The 19467-nt window shown below is 70.7% G+C and carries 18 protein-coding genes; 9 read left to right on the top strand and 9 right to left on the bottom strand.

Going from position 1 to position 19467, the window contains the following annotated elements; genetic code table 11:
- Positions 1-114: 114 nt before the first annotated feature.
- Together ABD893_RS13350 and ABD893_RS13345 are read left to right on the top strand one after the other, a co-directional pair.
- Positions 115-1308, top strand: a complete 1194-nt coding sequence (locus tag ABD893_RS13350) for a MalY/PatB family protein (protein ID WP_345081094.1) — start codon at positions 115-117, stop codon at positions 1306-1308.
- Between the two features lie 84 nt (positions 1309-1392).
- Complete coding sequence (locus ABD893_RS13345; protein WP_345081091.1) at positions 1393-2916, top strand: hypothetical protein; 1524 nt, start codon at positions 1393-1395, stop codon at positions 2914-2916.
- Positions 2917-2998: 82 nt separating this feature from the next.
- Here ABD893_RS13345 and ABD893_RS13340 read toward each other — a convergent pair whose 3' ends face one another.
- The 5 genes from ABD893_RS13340 to ABD893_RS13320 all read right to left on the bottom strand — a co-directional run bounded on the left by ABD893_RS13340 (position 2999) and on the right by ABD893_RS13320 (position 7182).
- A complete protein-coding gene (locus ABD893_RS13340; protein WP_345081088.1) occupies positions 2999-3418 on the bottom strand; it encodes a type II toxin-antitoxin system VapC family toxin in 420 nt (139 codons plus the stop codon).
- Entirely contained in the window at positions 3415-3651 is a 237-nt protein-coding gene (locus tag ABD893_RS13335) for a type II toxin-antitoxin system Phd/YefM family antitoxin (RefSeq protein WP_345081085.1), read from the bottom strand. Before ABD893_RS13335 ends, ABD893_RS13340 begins: the two co-directional genes overlap by 4 nt.
- 335 nt (positions 3652-3986) lie before the next feature.
- A complete protein-coding gene (locus tag ABD893_RS13330; RefSeq protein WP_345081082.1) occupies positions 3987-4640 on the bottom strand; it encodes a dihydrofolate reductase family protein in 654 nt (217 codons plus the stop codon).
- Between the two features lie 207 nt (positions 4641-4847).
- The gene (locus tag ABD893_RS13325) at positions 4848-5060 is read right to left on the bottom strand and encodes a CsbD family protein (RefSeq protein WP_345081079.1); all 213 of its coding nucleotides are present in this window, start codon (positions 5058-5060) and stop codon (positions 4848-4850) included.
- Positions 5061-5235: 175 nt separating this feature from the next.
- Positions 5236-7182, bottom strand: coding sequence for an aconitate hydratase (locus ABD893_RS13320; protein ID WP_345081076.1), 1947 nt, complete (start codon positions 7180-7182; stop codon positions 5236-5238).
- A 340-nt stretch (positions 7183-7522) separates the two neighbouring features.
- Here ABD893_RS13320 and ABD893_RS13315 point away from each other — a divergent pair, with 340 nt between their 5' ends.
- From ABD893_RS13315 to ABD893_RS13290, 6 genes are all read left to right on the top strand, one after another.
- A complete protein-coding gene (locus ABD893_RS13315; RefSeq protein WP_345081073.1) occupies positions 7523-8635 on the top strand; it encodes a 3-deoxy-7-phosphoheptulonate synthase in 1113 nt (370 codons plus the stop codon).
- On the top strand, positions 8632-9282 hold the full coding sequence (locus ABD893_RS13310) for a DUF5701 family protein (RefSeq protein ID WP_345081071.1): 651 nt from the start codon (positions 8632-8634) through the stop codon (positions 9280-9282). The genes ABD893_RS13315 and ABD893_RS13310 overlap by 4 nt, the downstream gene beginning before the upstream one ends.
- A gap of 49 nt (positions 9283-9331) precedes the next feature.
- The gene (locus ABD893_RS13305) at positions 9332-10813 is read left to right on the top strand and encodes a DUF1990 domain-containing protein (RefSeq protein ID WP_345081068.1); all 1482 of its coding nucleotides are present in this window, start codon (positions 9332-9334) and stop codon (positions 10811-10813) included.
- Positions 10814-11117: 304 nt separating this feature from the next.
- Positions 11118-12836 (top strand): carbon starvation CstA family protein, encoded by a 1719-nt coding sequence (locus tag ABD893_RS13300; protein WP_345081065.1) that lies wholly within the window; start codon positions 11118-11120, stop codon positions 12834-12836.
- Between the two features lie 56 nt (positions 12837-12892).
- Positions 12893-13177 (top strand): cory-CC-star protein, encoded by a 285-nt coding sequence (locus ABD893_RS13295; protein WP_345081062.1) that lies wholly within the window; start codon positions 12893-12895, stop codon positions 13175-13177.
- Positions 13168-14160 carry an ArsA family ATPase gene (locus ABD893_RS13290; protein WP_345081059.1) on the top strand — a complete coding sequence of 331 codons (993 nt, stop codon included), beginning with the start codon at positions 13168-13170 and terminating at the stop codon, positions 14158-14160. The genes ABD893_RS13295 and ABD893_RS13290 overlap by 10 nt, the downstream gene beginning before the upstream one ends.
- An 11-nt stretch (positions 14161-14171) precedes the next feature.
- Here ABD893_RS13290 and ABD893_RS13285 read toward each other — a convergent pair whose 3' ends face one another.
- The 4 genes from ABD893_RS13285 to ABD893_RS13270 form a co-directional block, all read right to left on the bottom strand.
- Positions 14172-14648, bottom strand: a complete 477-nt coding sequence (locus ABD893_RS13285) for a P-loop nucleotide/nucleoside kinase family protein (protein WP_345081056.1) — start codon at positions 14646-14648, stop codon at positions 14172-14174.
- A gap of 34 nt (positions 14649-14682) precedes the next feature.
- Positions 14683-16254: a DHA2 family efflux MFS transporter permease subunit gene (locus ABD893_RS13280; protein WP_345081054.1), complete on the bottom strand. Its 1572-nt coding sequence runs from the start codon at positions 16252-16254 to the stop codon at positions 14683-14685.
- A gap of 246 nt (positions 16255-16500) precedes the next feature.
- Positions 16501-17208, bottom strand: a complete 708-nt coding sequence (locus tag ABD893_RS13275) for a response regulator (protein ID WP_345081051.1) — start codon at positions 17206-17208, stop codon at positions 16501-16503.
- Positions 17205-18596 carry a sensor histidine kinase gene (locus tag ABD893_RS13270; protein ID WP_345081048.1) on the bottom strand — a complete coding sequence of 464 codons (1392 nt, stop codon included), beginning with the start codon at positions 18594-18596 and terminating at the stop codon, positions 17205-17207. The genes ABD893_RS13275 and ABD893_RS13270 overlap by 4 nt, the downstream gene beginning before the upstream one ends.
- 103 nt (positions 18597-18699) lie before the next feature.
- Between ABD893_RS13270 and ABD893_RS13265 the strand changes: the two genes are divergently transcribed.
- Complete coding sequence (locus ABD893_RS13265; protein ID WP_345081045.1) at positions 18700-19446, top strand: GAP family protein; 747 nt, start codon at positions 18700-18702, stop codon at positions 19444-19446.
- Positions 19447-19467 lie beyond the last annotated feature (21 nt).

The raw sequence follows: 19467 nt of genomic DNA, 5'->3' as shown, positions 1-19467 counted from the left end.
AATGGACCAACGGCCCGACTGGCCGGGACGGTCACTCCTCGCGGGCACCAGTGCTCGATAAGCTCCACAGCATCCGCAGCGCCTACCCACGCGCGCCGCACCGAAGGAGTTCCCATGCCCACCACCCCGCAGCTCGACGCCATCACCCAGGACGACCTCGTCGCGGCCGGCGCCACCCGCTGGGCCCGCGGCGGGGACGTGATCGGAGCGTTCGTCGCCGAGATGGACTTCGGGGTTCCCGCGGCGGTCACCGAGCGGCTGCACACCGAGGTGGAGCGCGGCGCCTTCGGCTACCTCCCCGCCCCGCTCGCGGCCGAGCTGCAGCAGGCCACCGCCGCCTTCCTCGATCGGCAGACCGGATGGGCCGTGGATCCCTCGCACATCCACGAGATGCCCGACGTCATCTCGATCTTCCAGGCCGTGATCTCTCATTTCCTGCGCCCGGACTCGAAGATCATCGTGCCCACCCCGTCCTATATGCCGTTCCTCCAGGTCCCGCCACTGATGGGCCGCGAGGTCATCGAAGTCGAGATGCTCCGCGATGACTCCGGCCGCTACCGCTACGACCTCGCCGCGCTCGAAGCCGCCTTCGACGCCGGTGGTGAGCTGCTGGTGCTGTGCAATCCTCACAACCCCACCGGCAGAGTCGTCACCCGGGAGGAGATGGACCCGCTCATCGACCTGGTGGACCGCAAGGGCGGGCGCGTGTTCTCCGACGAGATCTGGATGCCGCTGGTGCTCGAGGGCCAGCACCTCCCGTACGCCTCGCTCAGCGAGACCGCCGCCGGCCACACGATCACCGCCGTCTCCGCGTCGAAGGCGTTCAACCTGCCGGGGCTGAAGTGCGCGCAGCTGATCACCAGCAACGACGCCGACCGCGACCACTTCATCGCCGTCGGCCACTTCGCCCGCCACGGCGCCGCGAACCTGGGCCTCGCCGCCACCGCGGCCGCCTACACCGAGGCGGGGGAGTGGCTGGAGGACATCGTCGCCTACCTGCGCCGCAACCGCGACACCCTCACCGAGCTGGTTCGCACCCTGCTGCCGCGGGCGCAGCTCACCGCGATGGAGGGCACCTACGTCGCCTGGCTCGACCTGCGCGCCTATGGCATCACCGGCTCCCTGCACGACCACCTGCTCGAGCACGCACGCGTGGAATGCACAGACGGCACCGACTGCGGCGCTGCCGGAGCCGGGCATGTGCGGCTGATCTATGCGATGCCGCAGCCGCTGCTCATCGAGGCGGTCACCCGCCTCGCCCGGGTGCTGGAGCCCGTGAAGAGCGGCGACGGGTTCGTCGTCAGTTGATTCGTGCACGGAGTGCGCCGTCGGAGAGAGCGCGTCGTGAGCTCGATGTCGCGCGGCATCCCTTCAGCCGTCATCATGGGAGACATGCCGAAGAAGCGCAGAACACGACGCGACCACCGCGAACAGACAGGTCCCGGCCCTGACCGGCACAGCACCGGTACCCGCCGCTGGGAGCGGGATGTCGAGGCGCTGCTCGCACAGTTCGTGCTGTCGCGCCGGGACGCTGTCTCCGTGGCGACGGCGGACTCGGAGGCATCCCATGTCGAGCAGCTGCTGCGACTGAAGGCGGAGCAGCTGGAGAGCCCTGACCCCACCTACTGGACCGGGGAGCTCATCGAGGTGCTGCTCACCGAGGTGGCGCCCCGGAAGGTGGTCCAGCCGCGGGAGATGGTCATGGCGCAGGGCCCGGCGCTCGGGCAGTTCCTCGGCTTCCTGCAGGAGACCGGCCGCCGACACCCCGACGGGCTCACGGCCGATGACGCCCAGGAGCTCCTGGCGGAGCTGGAGTTCACGACGCTCGAAGCGGCCGACGACCCCTCCCGTCGTACCTTCTCCGGGAACATCCTCACCTACGCCCAGACCCTCGGCGTCGAGCTCGACGACGCCGAGACCCTGGAAGGCTTCATGACCTGGTACAACACAGAGCTCACCGTGGTAGAACGCCATGAGCTCAGCGACACAGGGCAGCTGCGGAACCCCTCCCGTCCCTACATCCCCGGTGCTCGCAGCCCAGCGCTCGGAGCCGGCAGCGGCTCCGCCTTCTTCTCCCATGCCCCGGCACCGGAACCTGTCAGCACGGACCCTGCGGCCTCCGCCGGTGCGGAGGCGCTCGGCTGGCCCTGGTTCCTCCCGCAGGACGGGCTGTCGCGCAGCGCCCTGGAGAGCTCCGTCGACGTCGACGAGGACCCGGTCGGAGCGGCGGCCGTCTACGCCGAGATCCCTCTGGTGCGCGGCGCCGTGCGCCTGCTCGAGCACGTGGGCGAGGGCCGCCGGATCACCTCCACCGGCGCGCTGCGCATGGCCGACGTCCGCGCCCTGGTCGAGGCATGGCAGCTCGACCTCGGCGAGCAGAAGCTCACCACGATGTGGCAGGTCGGCCCGATCGTCGGCCCTTGGAACGCCCTGGTCAGCGGCGGCTGGCTGGAGCTGAGCAGCACCCGGGTCACGCCGGGGCAGGGGCTGACGCCCGCGGTCCCGCAGACGGAGGACCCTGCGGCCTTCGTCCGCTTCTCCCGGGCGCTGCTCATGCTGCTGATCCTCGACACCCTGCAGCAGGGGCCCGAGGAGGGTGGCCTGTTCGGCGGCCCCGACACCTTCGCGGCTCTGATGCACACCATCTCGCCCGGCGGACTCGCACTCCCGGCCACGATCCGCGTCGCGCTCGACCGTGACCTGGTCCCGGCGGACCTCGGCGGTGACCCCGACATGGACGAGATCCAGCGGTACTGGCAGACGGGACGGGACCTGGCAGCGCTCGCGACCTACGGACTGCTGGTGCGCGAGGCCTCCCCGGACGGGAACGACCTCCGATTCCACGGCACCGTCGAGGTGATCGTCGAGGCCTTCGGCGCACTGGAGATGCAGGAGGAGTATGAGGGTCTGGGGTGAACACGGCGATGCGGACGTCGCGGACCACATGACGTTCGCCGTCCCGGCGTCGATCCTCTCGCCGTGGATCTGTACGGCGCGGTCACGCGTCGTCCGAGCGCCGCACCTCATGCACCGTGAGTCCGTCGATCCCCTCGAAGCCCTTCGGGTTCGCCGTGTAGACCGGCAGTTCCCGGGACATCGCGACGGCGGCGATCAGTGCGTCGTAGGCGCGGGCGGCAGGCTTGCGGCCTGAGGCGCGCAGCGCCGCGGCGACCAGCCCGAAGGCGCGTGCCGCAGAGCTGTCGAAGGGGATCGGCTCGAAATCTGCTTCCGCCTGCTGCAGATGTGCCTGCCGCGCCGCCCGCACGGAGGCTGACCGGGCCGCGTGAGGGCCGACCGAGAGTTCGGCGAGGGTGATCGCAGTGATGCTAGGCCTCGAGGGCAGGGATGACGGGTCCAGCGAGGCAAGATCGATCAATGCCGAGGTGTCCAGCACTCCATGGCTGTCCGGGTGCGTCACAACGCTGGATCGATCAGCTCGTCGATCTCGGCCTGCAGCTCCGCTGCATCGATCGCAGGCAGCGAACGCCGACGGGCGATCAGCGTCTCGACGGAGAGTGCCCGTCGAGGAAGGGGGCCGACGGCGGCGACGGGCTCGCCGTCCCGCGTCACGGTGAGCGTCTCCCCGTGCTCAACCCGACGAAGCACTTCGGCGCTGCGATTCCGTAGGTCTCTGACCGTCACTCCGTTCATGAAGGGAGTGTATCACCGGTGATACCAAAGCCCATGGCGCAGGTTCTGCGGTCAGCCCCCGATTCGGCGTGCAGGCGGCGTGGTGGGCAGCATTGGCTGCTCAGCTCGCGGCTCTCAGCTCACCGCCCGGCGAACACTGCGACGCTCACGGCGGTCTCCTCCGGCTCGCCCTGGTCGACCGAGCGCTGCACCGTCCACGGCTCGCCGCGGTCGAAGGTCTCGGCGATGCCACCAGAACTCTGTCTCCTGTGAGCTGTGAACGGCTGTGGAGCGTTCAAGACCTCACGAGCGACAGAAATCCGGTGGCGAGACCGGTGGCGAGACTGGTGGCGAGATCAGGCGGAACGCCGCCAGAGGAAGCAGTGCGTCACACCGCTGTCAGCAGTGATCTTCTCCAGGTGGAAGCGGTCCTCGAGATCCTCCGGCCGATCCCAGAGCTTCAGGCCCGTCCCCAGCGCGATCGGCGCGATCGCCACGTGCAGCTCGTCGACCAGGTCTGCGTCGAGGAAGGCGCGCAGGGTGGTGACACCCCCACCGAGCCGCACATCGAGCCCATTCGCTGCCGTTCTCGCCTGTTCAAGTGCCTCAGCCGGGGTGGCGTCGAGGAAGTGGAAGGTGGTCTCGCCCTTGACCAGCGGCGGGCGCGGGTGGCTCGTGAGCACGAAGACAGGGGTGTGGAACGGTGGTTCCTCACCCCACCAGCCCTCCCATGTCTCGTCGGGCCAGGGGCCGGACTTGGGGCCGAACTTGTGACGGCCCATGATTTCGGCACCGATGCCGTGGGTGAAGTCGCGGGTCAGGCGGTCTTCGACGCCTCGGCTGCCGCCGGAGTCCGTGCGGTTGGGCCAGCTCGCGGTGCCCGCAGCCCAGCTCATCAGCTCCATCGGATTCACGTCGTGGCCGAAGGGCCGCTCGAGCGTCTGGTCCTCGCCGGCGGCGATGCCGTCACGGGAGACGGTGAAGTTCTGGACGCGCAGGCGCTGCGTCATGGCGGGGTCCTCTCGGAGGGGTCCGGGCCGCCCATCCTGCTCCTCGCGGGCGTGGCTGTCACCCCTGTTGCTCACGCCCGAACCCGTCAACCCCACTCTTGGCACTGAAGGGCGGCACGCCCGACCCTCAGGCATGACCGTGGCGGCCCCACCACGTGGAGCCGCCACCGAGAACTGCGCGCAGACCGGGCTCTCGCCCGGGCCGGATCAGTCCCGCTTGTCCTTGTCGCCGAACATGCCCTCAGCGGCACCCTTCACGGAATCGCGGGCGTCCTGGAGCTTGTCCTTCGCCTCGGCCTTGCCCTGCTGGGCCTGACCCTCGGTCTCGGTCTGCTTGTCGCCGGTGGCCTTGCCGAAGCCTTCCTTGGCCTGGCCGCCCAGCTTGTCCTTCGCGTTCTCGAACTTCTCGTCGGTGCTCATCGCGTACCTCCTGATGTCGAGGGTCCGCGCCGATAGTGCGCGGTGGTCGCGAGTGTAGAACGACAGCGCCGGTCGGGTCCGACCTTCCGGTCGGAGCCGATGCGCCTGCGCGTCAGCCCTTCGACGCCCCGGTGACCGCGTCCCGGAACCAGTCGACGTCACGCCTGGCACACACTCATCTCACCTGCTGCGCCGTCAGCGGGATCCGACCCCCGGCCAGGACCATGCCCACCTGGCGCTCCGAGAGCCGGTGCGCCAGGCGCACCTCGCGCCCGCCGATCGTCGCGCTCAGGCTTCGACCCTCGCGCAGCGCCGCGTGTACGCCCTCGAGGATCACCTCATCGCCGACCGCGATCGACTCCAGATCCGCAGGGTCCTCGAACTCGAGCGGCACGATCCCGAAGTTCGCGAGGTTCTGCCAGTGGATCCGGGCGAAGCTCACCGCGATCACGGCCTGCAGCCCCAGGTAGCGCGGGGCGATCACCGCGTGCTCGCGCGAGGAGCCCTGTCCGTAGTTCTTCCCGGCCACCACCACGTGTCCGCCGTCGGTCTCCCGGGCCCGGCGCGGGTAGTCCTTGTCGATCCGGGTGAAGGCGAAGTCGGCGATGCGTGGGATGTTGGAGCGGAAGGGCAGCACCTGGGATCCGGCCGGCAGGATCTCGTCGGTGGAGACGTCATCGCCCATCACCAGCAGCGTGGGCACCGCGAGGCGGTCCGCGATCGGCGCGAAGTCCGGCAGCGAGGAGATGTTGGGTCCCTTGACCAGTTCGACGGACAGCGCCTCCTGCTCGGGCAGCGGTGGGATCAGCATGTCGCTCATCTGCGCGTACTGCCCGGGCAGCGTGGGTCGCGGATATGGGAGGTCGTGGCTGGCCTCGAGGGTGCGTGGATCGGTGATCGTCCCGGTCAGCGCCGAGGCGGCTGCGGTCTCCGGGGAGCACAGCCACACCGCATCCTCCTCGGTGCCGGAGCGGCCCGGGAAGTTGCGGGGCATGGTGCGCAGGGAGTTGCGGCCGCTGGCGGGGGCCTGGCCCATTCCGATGCAGCCCATGCAGCCGGACTGGTGGATCCGGGCGCCGGAGGCGACCAGCGACCCCAGCCAGCCGCCGGTGATGAGGTCCGCCAGCACCTCCCGCGAGGTGGGGTTGATGTCCACCGACACCCGCGGGTCGGCCTGCCTGCCGTCGAGGATCTCAGCCACCACGGCGAAGTCCCGCAGCCCCGGATTCGCCGAGGAGCCGACGACCACCTGATTCACCGGCTCTCCGGCCACCTCCGCCACCGGCACTACGTTGCCGGGGGAGGAGGGGCGGGCGATCAGCGGCTCGAGCGCAGCGAGGTCGATGCGCTCGGTCAGGTCGTAGGTCGCGCCCTCGTCGGCCTCCCAGGGCTCGAACTGCTCGGCGCGGCCGACGGCCTCCAGGTAGTCGCGGGCGGCGTCGTCGGCCGGGAAGACTGTCGCGGTCGCCCCGAGCTCGGCGCCCATGTTGGCGATGACGTGCCGGTCCATCGCATCGAGCTGGGCGAGCCCCGAGCCGTGGTATTCGATGATGCGGCCCACGCCGCCGCTGACCCCGTGACGGCGCAGCATCTCCAGCACCACGTCCTTCGCGCTGACCCAGTCCGGCAGGTTCCCGGTCAGCTCGACGCCCCAGATCTCCGGCAGGGTGACGTACAGCGGCTGACCGGCCATCGCCATCGCGACCTCGAGCCCGCCCACGCCGATCGCCAGCATCCCCAGTGCCCCGGCCGCGCAGGTGTGGGAGTCCGAACCGATCAGCAGCGCGCCCGGACGACCGAAGTGTGCCTGGTGGACGGGATGGGAGACGCCGTTGCCGGCCTTGGAGAACCACAGCCCGAAGCGCTGGGCGGCGGACTGCAGGAACAGGTGGTCGTCGGGGTTCTTCTCGTCGGTCTGCAGCAGGTTGTGGTCCACGTACTGCACCGACAGCTCGGTGCGGACCCGGTCCAGGCCCATCGCCTCCAGCTCGAGCATGACCATGGTGCCGGTGGCGTCCTGGGTGAGGGTCTGGTCGACCCGCAGGCCGATCTCGGCTCCGGGCTCCAGCGACCCCTCCACCAGGTGAGCGGCGATGAGCTTCTGCGCGACGTTGCGGGGCATGGCACTGTCCTCCTCGGAGAGCGGAACGCCGTCGAGGCCCGTCGGCGGACCTGCCTCCACCGTAGGCCCGTCCTGCCGCGAAAGCGATGGCCCGCCCACCCGCTCCCGCCCCGCTGCGGACTCGGGCTTGCTCCCCGCAGGGATCCATGTAGTCTCTCCCGCATGCAGAACCGTTGGTTTACCTATGCGAAGTCGGCCCTGGAGGGGCCGGCGGCCGTGTAGCGTCCCCAACCTCTCCAGAGCCGACAAGGGCAGAGCACACGCTCTGCCCTTCGCCATTTCCCGGCGGGCTCTGCGCAGGTTCTGAGCATCGGGTCCGCCCCTACGAAGGACAGGACCCATGACTGCTCTCGCCACCGCCCCCGCACGCACCACCACCGCCCCCGAGCGCCACATCGCGAGCTACACCCCGCTGCCCACCCCGGCCGAGCTCCTCGCCGAGCTGCCCCTCGGTCCCGAGCATTCCGCACGGGTCGCGGGCCACCGCGACCGGATCCGCGCAGTGCTGGCAGGCGCCGATGACCGGCTGCTGGTCGTCGTCGGCCCCTGCTCGATCCACGACCCGGAGGCGGGACTCGACTACGCCCGCCGCCTCGCCGCGATCCAGCACGAGGTGGGGGAGGAGCTGCTGCTGGTGATGCGCACCTACTTCGAGAAGCCGCGCACCACCGTGGGCTGGAAGGGCCTGATCAACGACCCGCACCTGAACGGCTCCCACGACATCGCCACCGGCCTGCGCCGCGCCCGGACCTTCCTGCGCGAGGTGACCGCGCTCGGCCTCCCCACCGCGACCGAGTTCCTCGAACCGACCAGCCCCCAGTACATCGCTGACCTCATCAGCTGGGGCGCGATCGGCGCCCGCACCACCGAGTCCCAGATCCACCGCCAGCTCGCCTCCGGCCTCTCCATGCCGATCGGCTTCAAGAACGGCACCGACGGCGGGATCCAGGTGGCGCTCGATGCGATCGCGGCGGCCTCGGCCCCGCAGTCCTTCCTCGGCATCGGCAGTGATGGACGTGCGAGCCTCGTCTCCACCACCGGCAATCCCGATGCCCATCTGATCCTGCGCGGCGGGGCCGACGGCCCGAACTGGGGCCCCGGCCCGGTGCGCGCCGCCACCGAGCGCCTCGCCCACGGCGGCCTGCCGCAGCGCCTGATCATCGACGCGAGCCACGCCAACAGCAACAAGGACCATGTGCGCCAGGCCGAGGTCGCGACGATGCTCGCGGGCCAGATCGCGGTCGACGGCGCGGCCGTGGCCGGGGTGATGCTCGAGAGCAACCTGATCGCCGGCGCCCAGAAGCTCGAGGTGGACCAGGGACCCGCAGGCCTCGTGCGCGGCCAGTCCGTGACCGACAAGTGCATGGGCTGGGGGGACACCGCCCGGGTGCTGCACGCGCTCTCCGGCGGGGTGCGGCGCCGTCGCCAGGCGCTCGTCATGGGGTGCGCATGAGCGCCGCGCACGGCCCCGCCCTGCCGACCCTCTCCGCTCAGGCGCAGCGCCTGATCGACCTCGACGTCCACGCCCTCGCGGGACTGCCCGAGGATGCGCTGCGCACCGCAACCAAACGGTGGGGGAACGACCGCACCGACGCACTGCTCGTCATCGACCCGGCGCTCGCGCCGCCGTCGGCCCTCACCCCGCTGCTGCGCCGCAGCGGGAAGCCCGGCTTCGTGGTCGAGGACATGACCGACGTGGACCAGTTCGCCCCCACCGGGATCGAGCTGGGCGGCGAGGCGCTCTACCTGGTCGAGGGCCTGGACCGCGGAGACGAGTTCGAGAATGCCTCCCCGGCGGAGGCTCTCGCCGAGCTCACCGCTCGTGGCCGCACCCCGCTGCTGCTCACCGAGGGCATCCACTGGGTGCTCCAGCAGCCGGGCATCCTCGAGCGGAACCACTGCTTCATGACCATCGGCTCGCGCCTGCAGAAGCCCAGCGGCAGCTTCGACTCCCGCACCCCAGCGCTCTGGATCTCCAATGGCACCGGCCGGGACGGGAAGGACCGCAAGGACGCCCCGAAGCTCGGCTGGTGCTGGTGGAACAACCGCCACACCTGGCTCGGCATCGCCTCCGCCGCGGGGCGCAGCAGCGCAGGCTGACGACATATTCCGGTAGAGGTCCGGCGTTGGTCACGGTAAGTTCCCAGGCATGACCACTACCCCCGCCCCCACCTGGTGGGAGGCCGATCACGCCTCCCTCTGCGAGATCGCGGAGGACGCCTCCGAGCAGTGGGCCGACGCCGGCCCGCCGTTCTCCGACGCACTCCTGCAGCTGCTGTCCGAGGTGGAGGAGACCTTCGCGGAGACCGGCGCGGACACCCCCGGATGGGAGGACCCGCACCGGGGACCCGACGGCGAGGACCGCGACAGCCTGGAGGAGGAGTACAGCCGCTGCCTCAATCCCGGCAAGTACCGGATCCTCTGGGCACGGGCCGAGGCCTGGGCGCGAGTGCTCACCGCCCGCGGCTGGGCGACCCGCGAGGACGTGGAGAGCGGCGACCTCCGCGCGGGTGTCCGCTGGGCGACCCCGCCGCGCCTCGCCCTCCACCGCACCACCGTGCTGCGTCCCAGTCGGCCCGGCGCCCTGCCGCTCGTCCTCGCCCGCACCGCGCCCGATGGCGCAGCAGGCAGCACCGACCTCGAGGGCGGCGACGCATTGATCCTCGGCCTGGTCGTCGGTATCGGTGACCCGGCGGTCTCCGTCAGCACCGTGCCGGACTGCGGCTGCGATGCCTGCGACTCCGGTTCCCGCGACCTGCTCGAGGACCTCGACCGCACGCTCCTGTCGATTGTCGACGGCTCCTTCGAGGTGGAGCTGTCACCGGACTGGTCCAGTCAGCGCACCTCTTTCGGTGCGAGCGGTGGCAGCGGCGAGGACGGGACGGGCCCGTCCCTGACCCTCACCGCCGGCCGCTGGGCCGACGGCTGGACGCCCCGCCCGCTCAGCCCGGCGATTGACCGGGACGATTCCGCCTGGGCCGACGAAATGCTGCGCGAGGGCCGGTGGGCGCTGCGGCTCGACACCCTGATCGACTCCCTTCCGTCGCCGCTCGCGAGAAGCGTTCATCGCCTGCGACCTTCGCGCTCCTCGGCCGCGGTCTCCTCCGTCTCTCTCCCGCTGGTCGAACACCCGGTCACCGCCCCGCACGACGCCCTCGAGCATCCGCCCGCCGGGTACCGCAGGGACCACCGCAGCACCGTGATCACCGGCATGGACTTCGAGCGCGCGGTCTCTGCGCTGCGCTCCTGGGTGGTGCACCATCGTGCGGGACTGCAGGTCAGCGCCACTCACACCCCGCTGCAGGAGGGCACCGAGGTGCACCTGGTGCTCGGTCGCCGACCTTTCCAGTTCACCGCACCCTGCCGCGTGCTGCAGGTGGTCGACGCACCGGACCGCGCCGGCTTCACCTACGGCACCCTGCCTGGTCATCCCGAATCCGGAATCGAGCAGTTCACCCTGACCCGCACAGCGACAGGGCTGGTGCGCTTCCACCTCGACGTCGTCTCCCGCCCCGCGACCTGGTACGCCCGGCTCGGTGCCCCGGTCACCCGCCTCGTCCAGGAGCTCGTCACCCGTCGCTACCTCCGCGCCCTGTCGTCCCCCGCGCCCCATCCGCCACCAGAACTTTGACGCCTGTGACGCTTGAACGGCTATAGGGCGTTCAAGCCTCACCAGAGACAGAACTCCGGTGGCTCCGGGCGAGGGGTAGAGCCCCGGTGGCGCAGTTGCGGTGGTCTGATGTCGAGGGCGCGGTTCAGGTGGTGCCGGACCCGGCACAGTGCTCAGTTCCGTGCACAAGGGCGCAGGCGTCGGTTACGGTGAGTCCCATCGCGCGCGATGACGACGTGATCGGTGACCGGCGGCTCCGCCCGTCGGCCGCCCTTGCGCCCCTGTCGCCGTGGTCCCTTCCCCGCCCCTCGACAGGAGAGCCCCCGTGAACTCCCTGATCCTCGCAGTGGTCGGCATCGCCATGATGATCGCCGGCTATCTGCTCTACTCCCGCTTCCTCGGCAGGCGCGTCTACAAGCTCAGCGCCTCCTTCCGCACCCCCGCCCATGAGCTGCAGGACGGGGTCGATTTCGTCCCCACCAACAAGTTCATCCTGTGGGGACACCACTTCACCTCGGTCGCCGGCGCCGCCCCGATCGTCGGTCCCGCGGTCGCCGTGATCTGGGGCTGGCTGCCGGCCTTCCTGTGGGTCACCCTCGGCACCGTCTTCTTCGCGGGCATGCACGATCTCGGCGCCCTGTGGGCCTCGGTCCGCAACCGCGGCCAGTCCATCGGCACCCTCTCGGCGCGCTACATCGGCAAGCGCGGTAGCCGCCTGTTCCTGGTGGTCATCTTCCTGCTGCTGCTCATGGTCAATGCCGCCTTCGCGGTGGTCATCTCCGGACTGCTGGTCTCCACCCCCACGGCCGTGATCCCCACCTGGGGCGCGCTCGTGGTGGCCGTGCTGATCGGCCAGGCGATCTACCGCCTGAAGTGGAGCCTGCCGGTCGTCTCCGTGATCGGCGTGGTCGCCCTGTACGGCCTGATCCTGCTGGGCGACCGCTTCCCGGTGGTGCTGCCGGAGACCGTGCTGGGCCTGTCCGCCGGTGCGTTCTGGATCGTGGTGCTGTTCGTCTACGCCGCGATCGCCTCGGTGCTGCCGGTGTGGGTGCTGCTCCAGCCGCGCGACTACATCAACGGCCTGCAGCTGTTCATCGGGCTGGGCCTGCTCTACGGCGCGGTGCTGATTTTCCGCCCCGAGGTGGTCGCCCCCGCGATCAACGCGAATGTGCCCGACGGGACCCCCGGCATCATGCCGCTGCTGTTCGTGACCATCGCCTGCGGCGCCGTCTCCGGCTTCCACGGCGTGGTCTCCTCCGGCACCTCCTCGAAGCAGCTGGACAAGGAGACCGACGCCCGCTTCGTGGGCTACTTCGGCGCGGTCGGAGAGGGCCTGCTGGCCCTCGGCGCGATCATCGCCACCACCGCCGGGTTCCGCACCCTGGCGGACTGGGAAGCCGTGTACTCCGCCTTCAACGAGGGCGGCGTCGCGGCGTTCGTCACCGGTGGCGGCTCGATCCTCAATCAGGGTCTCGGCATCCCCACCTCGCTCTCGGCGACGATCCTGGCCACCATGGCGGTGCTGTTCGCGGCGACGACGATGGATACCGGGGTGCGCCTGCAGCGCTTCGTGGTCCAGGAGATCGGGCAGATCGTCGGCGTGAAGCTGGGGACGCTGGTGGCGACCCTGATCGTGCTGGCCGTGTGCCTGGGCCTGGCCTTCAGCGCTGGCGCCGACGGGGCCGGCGGCATGATCATCTGGCCGCTGTTCGGCACCACCAACCAGATCCTCGCCGGGCTGACCCTCGCGATCCTCGCAGTGATGCTGATGCGCAAGCGCCGCCCGGTGCTGCCGATCATGATCCCGCTGCTGTTCGTCCTGTTCGTCAGCGTGTACGCCGCGATCATCCAGTTGGGCACCTTCTATCGCGAGGGCAACTGGCTGTTGCTGATCATGGATGTGATCATCGTGGTCGCCGCCGTGTGGGTGATCGTCGAATCCGCGATCGCGCTGAAGCGGGCCTACGGCTCGGAGCCTGAGCCGGACCTGGACGAGGAGGACGAACGGGACTCCGTCTCGGCCGACGGCGGCTCCCGCGAGTGACTCCGACCTCCCCACGCGCTCCCGTCGGCGGGTCCCCGGACAGGCCCGCCGGCGGGGTGGCCCCCGCACGCACCCGTGTCCGGCTCGCCCAGCGCTGGCGGTCCTTCAGCGACGGCCTCCACGAGTTCTACGTCGCCCCCTACCGGCGCACCTTCGCCCGCGCGAGGCGCGATGAGGACGACCTGTTCCGAATGCTCGTGATGAGCGAGATGCTCGGGGTCCCGAACCCCGCCGCGTACTACACCGCCGAGCTGCTGCCCGTGCTCTACGACAGCTTCCATGACTGGCATCGCCGCATGGGCATGGAGCGCTCACCGCTGGAGGACTACCGATGCTGCTGAACCTCGCCGCCGAGCGCCGCGTGCTCTTCCTGGGCGGGAAGGGCGGCGTCGGCAAGACCACCGTCGCCTCCGCCGTGGCCCTCGCCGCCGCCCGCGGGGGCCGACGCGCGCTCGTGGTCTCCACCGACCCCGCCCACAACCTCGGCCACCTCTGGGGCCAGAGGATCGGTGACCGTGTCGCCCCGCTCGGCGACGGGGTGGACGGGCGCCTGTTCGGCCTGGAGATCGATCCCGACGCCACCACCGACCGTCACCTGAAGGACGTCGCCCACACCCTGAAGCGCCTCATGCCGGACAACCTCGCCGGGGAGGTCGACAAGCACATGGACCTCTCGCGCCGCTCCCCGGGCACCCACGAGGCCGCGGTGCTGGAGCGGATGACGGAGCTCGTCGAGACCGGGCTCCGGGACTATGACCTGGTCGTCTTCGACACCGCCCCCTCCGGGCACACCGCGCGGCTGATGGCGCTGCCGGAGGTGATGACCGCCTGGACCGACGGGCTGCTCAAGCGCCGCGACAAGTCCGCGAAGCTCGGCGCCGCGATGCGCGGGCTGGACGGCGACCGCGGGAGGACGCTCCTCGGCAGCACCGCTCCACGCGACCCGATCGAGGAGCGGGATGACGAGATCCGTTCCATCCTGCTGCGCCGCCGCGACCGCCTTGCCGGGCTCCGCGAGGTGCTCGTGGACGCCGAGCTCTCGTCCTTCGCGATCGTGCTGGCCGCTGAGCGTCTGCCCGTGCTGGAGACCATCGAGCTGCACCAGGAGCTCACCCGCACCGGCGTCGACATCGGCGCCCTGATCGTCAACAAGCGCTCCCCGGCCGGCCGCGGGGAGTTCCTCGACCGGCGCCGCGCGCTGGAGGAGGAGCACCTGACGACCCTCCGTGCCGCCCTGCCCCACGTGCCGCTCCAGGAGGTGCCGCTGGGGGAGGAGGACGTGGTGGGCCCGGCCGCCCTGGAACGCTTCGCGGCGCTGCTCTGAGTCGAGCTGCCTCAGTCGGTGCGGACCACGGTGACGGGGCCCTCGTCGTCCGTCGGCGGCTCGAAGTGGTCGTAGTAGATCTCCGCGATCTCGCGCGGCAGGCGGAAATCGTCGCTGTGGCCCACGGCCCGCGCCGCGACCCGGGCGAGCGCCGTCTCCCGGGAGACGACCACGTGCACGATCTCCGGGACGATGCCCGACGGGGCGAGCAGCGCCCGCCAGTCGTCCCGCATCTGCCGGGACCAGAATGACAGGTCCAGCACCACGTCCTGCCCCGCGCGCACGCACGCCAGCAGGCGCTGCTCGAGCACGGTGATGATCTCGGCGGCCACCGCCTCGGGCAGCGGCATCGTGCGGTGCCCGCGGGCCCAGGCCTCAGAGTCCACGGACAGCCGCACCATCCCGGCGGCCTCGAAACCGCGCGCGACGGTCGACTTCCCCGAGCCCGCCGGCCCGCACATGAAGATCACCCTGCTCATCGCGTTCATCGCGCCAGCTTAGGGAAGTCGCCGCGGCGTCCGCTCAGGCGGCGGGCTCGTCCTGGGCAGGGGTCGACTTCAGCGTGATGGCCAGCACGGTCGCGACCGTGGTGATCACGCCACCGAAGACGAATGCCCAGGAGATGCCGCTGGCCTGGGCGGCCTGCGCCGAGGCACCGGACTCTGCGGCGATGACCGCGCCGAGGGTCAGCAGGGCGATGAACACCGCGGTGCCGAGCGCCCCGGCGAGCTGCTGCAGGGTGTTGAGGATCGCCGAGCCGTGGCCGTACAGCGAGCGCGGCAGCGCCCCCAGCGACAGCGTCAGCAGCGGGGTCATCACCATCGCCATGCCGATGCCCAGCGGGATGTTCAGCGCGATGATCAGGCCCTGGGTGGCGTCGGCGTCGAGCAGGAACACTTCGAGCCAGCTCACGATCGCCATCAGCGCGATGCCCGGCACCACGATCGGTCGCGGACCGACCCGGTCGTACAGGGCGCCGATGAACGGGCCGAGCAGGCCTGAGGCCGCCGCACCGGGCAGCATCGTCAGGCCGATCTCGAGCGTGGTCATCTCGAGCGCGCCGGTCATGTACAGCGGCAGCGCCACGACGGTGCCGAGCATGGTCGCGAAACCGATCAGGATGACCAGCACCGAGACCGTGAAGGTGCGCACCTTCAGCGGGCGCAGGTCCAGCAGCGGCTCATCGCCACGGGAGAGCATCCGCAGCTGGCGGAGCGTGAACGCGGTGAGGGCGAGTACGCCGATCCCGGCCGCCAGCAGCGGGATCAGGCGGCTGGTGCCCGAGACGATCTGGCTGATCGAGGCCAGCGCGTAGATCGCGCCGCCGAAGCCGAACGCCGAGAGGATCACCGAGAGCACGTCGAGACGTACCTTCTCGGGCTCGGTGTAGTTGCGCATGAAGATCAGCCCGATGGTCAGGGCGATCACGATGATCGGCAGCATCATCAGGAACAGGTGGTGCCAGGTGCCGTGCTCGAGGATGAACCCGGAGATGGAGGGGCCGAGCGCCGGCGCTGCGGAGATGACCACGCCGACGAGGCCCATCACCAGGCCGCGGGAGCGGATCGGCACCAGCGCGAGGATGGTCGTCATCAGCAGCGGCAGCACCATCGCGGTGCCGGCGGCCTGCACCACACGGGCGCCCAGCAGCACCGGGAAGGTCGGGGCGAGCATCGCGCTCGCGGTGCCCACCAGGAACAGCAGCATCGCGATCAGGAACACGTGCCGCACGGACAGGCGCTTCATGAGGAAGCCGGTGGTGGGGATGACCACGGCCATGGTGAGCATGAAGCCGGTGGAGAGCCACTGCGCGGTGACCGCGGTGATCGACAGGTCATCCATCAGGGTGGGCAGTGCGACCGACAGCAGGGTCTCGTTGAGGATCATGACGAAGGCGGAGACCACCAGCACCGCGATGATCGGGGCGACCGTGACGTCCTTCGGAGCGTGACCGTCCACGACCGTGGTCGAGGGGTCGTCGGCGCCGTCGCGCGTGGCGAACTCGGCCTCGGCGGCGGAGGAGCCGCCTGCGACGATGCCGGAGGACTGGATTGCGGGGAACTCTCCCGTGGGGGTGGGAGTCTGCGTCGTCATGAGAGCAGCAGGGCTTTCTTCGTCGAGGGACCGAAGGGCCGGAACCCGCACGTCCGCGCGTTCCCGAGGGGAAGCCCTGAAAGGGCTGGGGCGGAGCAGTCAGGTCACCATCCGGTGGGGCCGACGGAACAGCGTCCGCGACCACTGTGATCCTTCCATGCCGACCCTCTTCTCGTCACGGTGATATATGACGCGCCGTGGGGCCTGGCCTTCGCCCCTCACCTCAGATCCGTCCCTCCCGCGGGCTCAGCCCCGGTGCTGCTGCCACCACAGCGCGGCCTGCACCCGTGAGTCCAGCTGGAGCTTCAGCAGAGCATGGGAGAGGTGCGACTTCACGGTGCTGATCTCGACGAAGAGCCGCGAGGCGATCTGCTGATTGGTGAGCCCCTCGGCGACCAGCGCGAGGACGTCCTCCTCGCGGCCGGTGAAACTCGGGGCGGGTTCGACGGGAACTGCGGAACCGACCTGCGCCGCGGGGCTGGCCACCTCCACCTCGCGCCCGCGCAGCGCCCCGACCACGGCGCGGGTCGCCGCCACGGAGAGCACGGCATCTCCGCGGTGCACGTCCCGTACCGCGGCGAGGATCCGCTGCGGGTCCTCGGTCTTCACCAGGTACCCGTCGGCGCCGGCCGCGAGCGCGCCGAGCACATAGTCATCCAGATCGAAGCCGGAGATCACCAGCACGTTCGCACCGGTTTCCCGTAGACGGGGCGTGATCTCGATGCCGGTCGCACCCGGCATGCGCACGTCGGTCAGCACCACGTCCGGGTGGTGCTCACGGGCCGCAGCCACCGCGGCCTCGCCGTCGGCCGCCTCCGCGACCACGGTGATGTCCGGCGCGGAAGCCAGCAGCGCCACCAGGCCCGAGCGCACGGCAGGGTGGTCCTCAGCGACCAGCACCCGGATCGGGGGAGGGGTCGCGGTGGACGCGGCGGGAGCGGGCGGGGTGGTCATGAACGGGACTCCTCGGGTGTGGTCACGAGGGGCTCTGAGCCCAGCGCGACGGTGGGCATGGCGGCCTTCACCGGCAGTCGCGCGAGCACCCGCCAGGAATCAGAGCCGGAGTGAGAGCCGGAGCCGGAGCCAGTGCCCGCTCCCGAGCCGTCGCCGGCGACAGGTCCTGAGCTCGCGCTCCCGCCCACGGCGGCGGCCCGGTGCGAGAGCGCGCCACGGCCCACTCCGATGCCCGGCGCCCCACTGTCCGGCGTTCCACCGCCCGGCCCCGAATTGTCCAGCCCCGTCGCTGCCGACCGCCGATTGCGCAGCTCGAGCACCACGCTCCCGGCATCCACTCGCACCGCCAGCGTGATCGGGGCCTGCCCATGGCGCACCGCGTTGGTGACCGCCTCGGCGCCGATCCGCAGCAGCGCTGCCTGCACCGCCGGCTCCACCCGGGCGGGGTCAGCGACCACCGGATCGATGCTGACCTGCGCCTCCGGGTCGCGGCCGTGCAGGCGCGCGGTGAGCGAGGGCCAGTCCAGCGTCACGTCGGGCAGGGCCCCGGCCTCCGCGGTGGAGAGCATCCCGATCATCGAGCGCAGGTCGCGCAGCGCGGCGTGCGCGGACTCCCGGGCGGTGGTCAGGGAGCGGTCACGGGCGGCCCGGTCCTCGAGGGAGGAGGCGAGGTTGGTGTGGAGGGAGACGGCGCTGAGATGCCCGGCGATCACATCGTGCAGGTCGTGGGCGATGCTTCGCCGCTCGGTCTCCACCGCGTGAGCGGCGCGGGTCGCGGCGAGCTCGTGCTCGAGGCCCGCGAGCTGCTCGGCGGCCTGCCGTGCATCGCGATGATGGCGCACCTCCCAGCCCCACAGCAAAGGGGTGACCACGACGAGCAGGGCGATCATCGCGAGGACGAAGACTGCCTCGCCGGGGAGGCCGGAGAAGAGGACGGCCAGCAAGCCTGCCGCCCCGAGCACGAGTGCCGCCCAGGTGGTCCGCACCGCGAGCCGTCGACTGCCGTGCATGACGGGGTCGAACAGCGCCTCGAACAACAGGAAGTACGCAGAGATCTGGCCGCCCACCATGATCTCCGCGACGCTCAGGGGACCGGCGACGATGAGGGTGATGACCGGTCGCCGGCGCCGCCAGAGCAGGCTCGCACAGGCCACCAGCATCAGCGCGGTCGAGACCTCCGCGGGCCAGATCCGCCCCTGGAGCAGGAACCCGGAGTTCTCCGCACCGGAGGCGGCCAGCAGCAGGACGATCACTGAATAGACCGCGACGACCAGCAGGTCCCGCGCCCCGATCGGCGGCTTTCCATCGTCCTCGGACGGTTTCGGCTCGAACAGTGCCGGGAGCGCGCGCGCGAGCGAGCTGCGGCGCGGGGTGGGAGCACTGGTCATGGTGCGAGGCTACGTGGCTGCGCACCGCTGATCACGCCCGCCCGACGCACTTCCTCCCAAGGGAGGAGGACGGCACCGGGTCCGCGGCACCACGCTGGTCACCATGGAATCACTGATGGATGTCGCGGGCCCGCTGGGCCTGCTGGTGCTCGCCCTGATCGACTCGACCTCGATGGGCACGCTCGTGATCCCCGTGATCCTGCTGGTGGTGGGGGAGGGCGGGGCACGCCGCGTCGCCGGCCGCACCCTGCTGTTCCTGGCGGTGATCGGGGTGTTCTATCTGCTGCTGGGCATCGCGCTGCTCGCCGGGCTGCTGCCGCTGATCGAGTCCTTCGGGCACCTGCTGACCTCTCCGCCGGTGTTGGTGGTGCTTGCTGCGATCGGAGCGCTGCTGGTCATCTATTCCTTCCGCATCGATCCCAAGGCGATCGCCAAGCGCGGCGGGGACCCGGAGGCGTCCGCCCGGAAGTGGACCGCACGCGCGCGCCGCGCCTCCGGCCGACCCGGCCTGCTGATCGGCCTCGCACTCACCGCCGGCCTCATCGAAGCGGCCTCGATGATCCCCTATCTCGCGGCGATGGGGATCATCGCCGAGAGCGGTGCGGGCCTGGCCACCGGCAGCCTCATCCTGCTGGCCTACTGCGCGGTGATGATCGTGCCGGGGGCCGTGCTGTGCGCAGTGCGCGCCGCGCTCGGGGATCGGGCCGACGCCTTCCTCGACCGCGCGCACGACTGGGCGGTGAAGAACGCGACCAGCTCCTTCTCCTGGGTCGTCGGCATCATCGGCGTGATCATCCTGCTGAACACGATCGGCCCGGCGCTCACCTGGCTCACCGGGGGCGGCGTCTGACGCGAGAGGACCGGCCGGTAG

This window comes from Brachybacterium paraconglomeratum (genome assembly GCF_039541415.1).
Taxonomy (GTDB): Bacteria; Actinomycetota; Actinomycetes; order Actinomycetales; family Dermabacteraceae; genus Brachybacterium; species Brachybacterium paraconglomeratum_A.
This window is presented reverse-complemented; position numbering and strand designations above follow the sequence as displayed.

Excerpts from the sequence above, each read along its gene's own strand:
- ABD893_RS13335 (WP_345081085.1), bottom strand. The coding sequence starts at position 3,651 with ATGAACGGAGTGACGGTCAGAGACCTACGGAATCGCAGCGCCGAAGTG.
- ABD893_RS13350 (WP_345081094.1), top strand. The coding sequence starts at position 115 with ATGCCCACCACCCCGCAGCTCGACGCCATCACCCAGGACGACCTCGTC.
- ABD893_RS13345 (WP_345081091.1), top strand. The coding sequence starts at position 1,393 with ATGCCGAAGAAGCGCAGAACACGACGCGACCACCGCGAACAGACAGGT.
- ABD893_RS13330 (WP_345081082.1), bottom strand. The coding sequence starts at position 4,640 with ATGACGCAGCGCCTGCGCGTCCAGAACTTCACCGTCTCCCGTGACGGC.
- ABD893_RS13310 (WP_345081071.1), top strand. The coding sequence starts at position 8,632 with ATGAGCGCCGCGCACGGCCCCGCCCTGCCGACCCTCTCCGCTCAGGCG.
- ABD893_RS13320 (WP_345081076.1), bottom strand. The coding sequence starts at position 7,182 with ATGCCCCGCAACGTCGCGCAGAAGCTCATCGCCGCTCACCTGGTGGAG.
- ABD893_RS13290 (WP_345081059.1), top strand. The coding sequence starts at position 13,168 with ATGCTGCTGAACCTCGCCGCCGAGCGCCGCGTGCTCTTCCTGGGCGGG.
- ABD893_RS13270 (WP_345081048.1), bottom strand. The coding sequence starts at position 18,596 with ATGACCAGTGCTCCCACCCCGCGCCGCAGCTCGCTCGCGCGCGCGCTC.
- ABD893_RS13280 (WP_345081054.1), bottom strand. The coding sequence starts at position 16,254 with ATGACGACGCAGACTCCCACCCCCACGGGAGAGTTCCCCGCAATCCAG.
- ABD893_RS13285 (WP_345081056.1), bottom strand. The coding sequence starts at position 14,648 with ATGAACGCGATGAGCAGGGTGATCTTCATGTGCGGGCCGGCGGGCTCG.
- ABD893_RS13315 (WP_345081073.1), top strand. The coding sequence starts at position 7,523 with ATGACTGCTCTCGCCACCGCCCCCGCACGCACCACCACCGCCCCCGAG.
- ABD893_RS13325 (WP_345081079.1), bottom strand. The coding sequence starts at position 5,060 with ATGAGCACCGACGAGAAGTTCGAGAACGCGAAGGACAAGCTGGGCGGC.
- ABD893_RS13305 (WP_345081068.1), top strand. The coding sequence starts at position 9,332 with ATGACCACTACCCCCGCCCCCACCTGGTGGGAGGCCGATCACGCCTCC.
- ABD893_RS13275 (WP_345081051.1), bottom strand. The coding sequence starts at position 17,208 with ATGACCACCCCGCCCGCTCCCGCCGCGTCCACCGCGACCCCTCCCCCG.
- ABD893_RS13265 (WP_345081045.1), top strand. The coding sequence starts at position 18,700 with ATGGAATCACTGATGGATGTCGCGGGCCCGCTGGGCCTGCTGGTGCTC.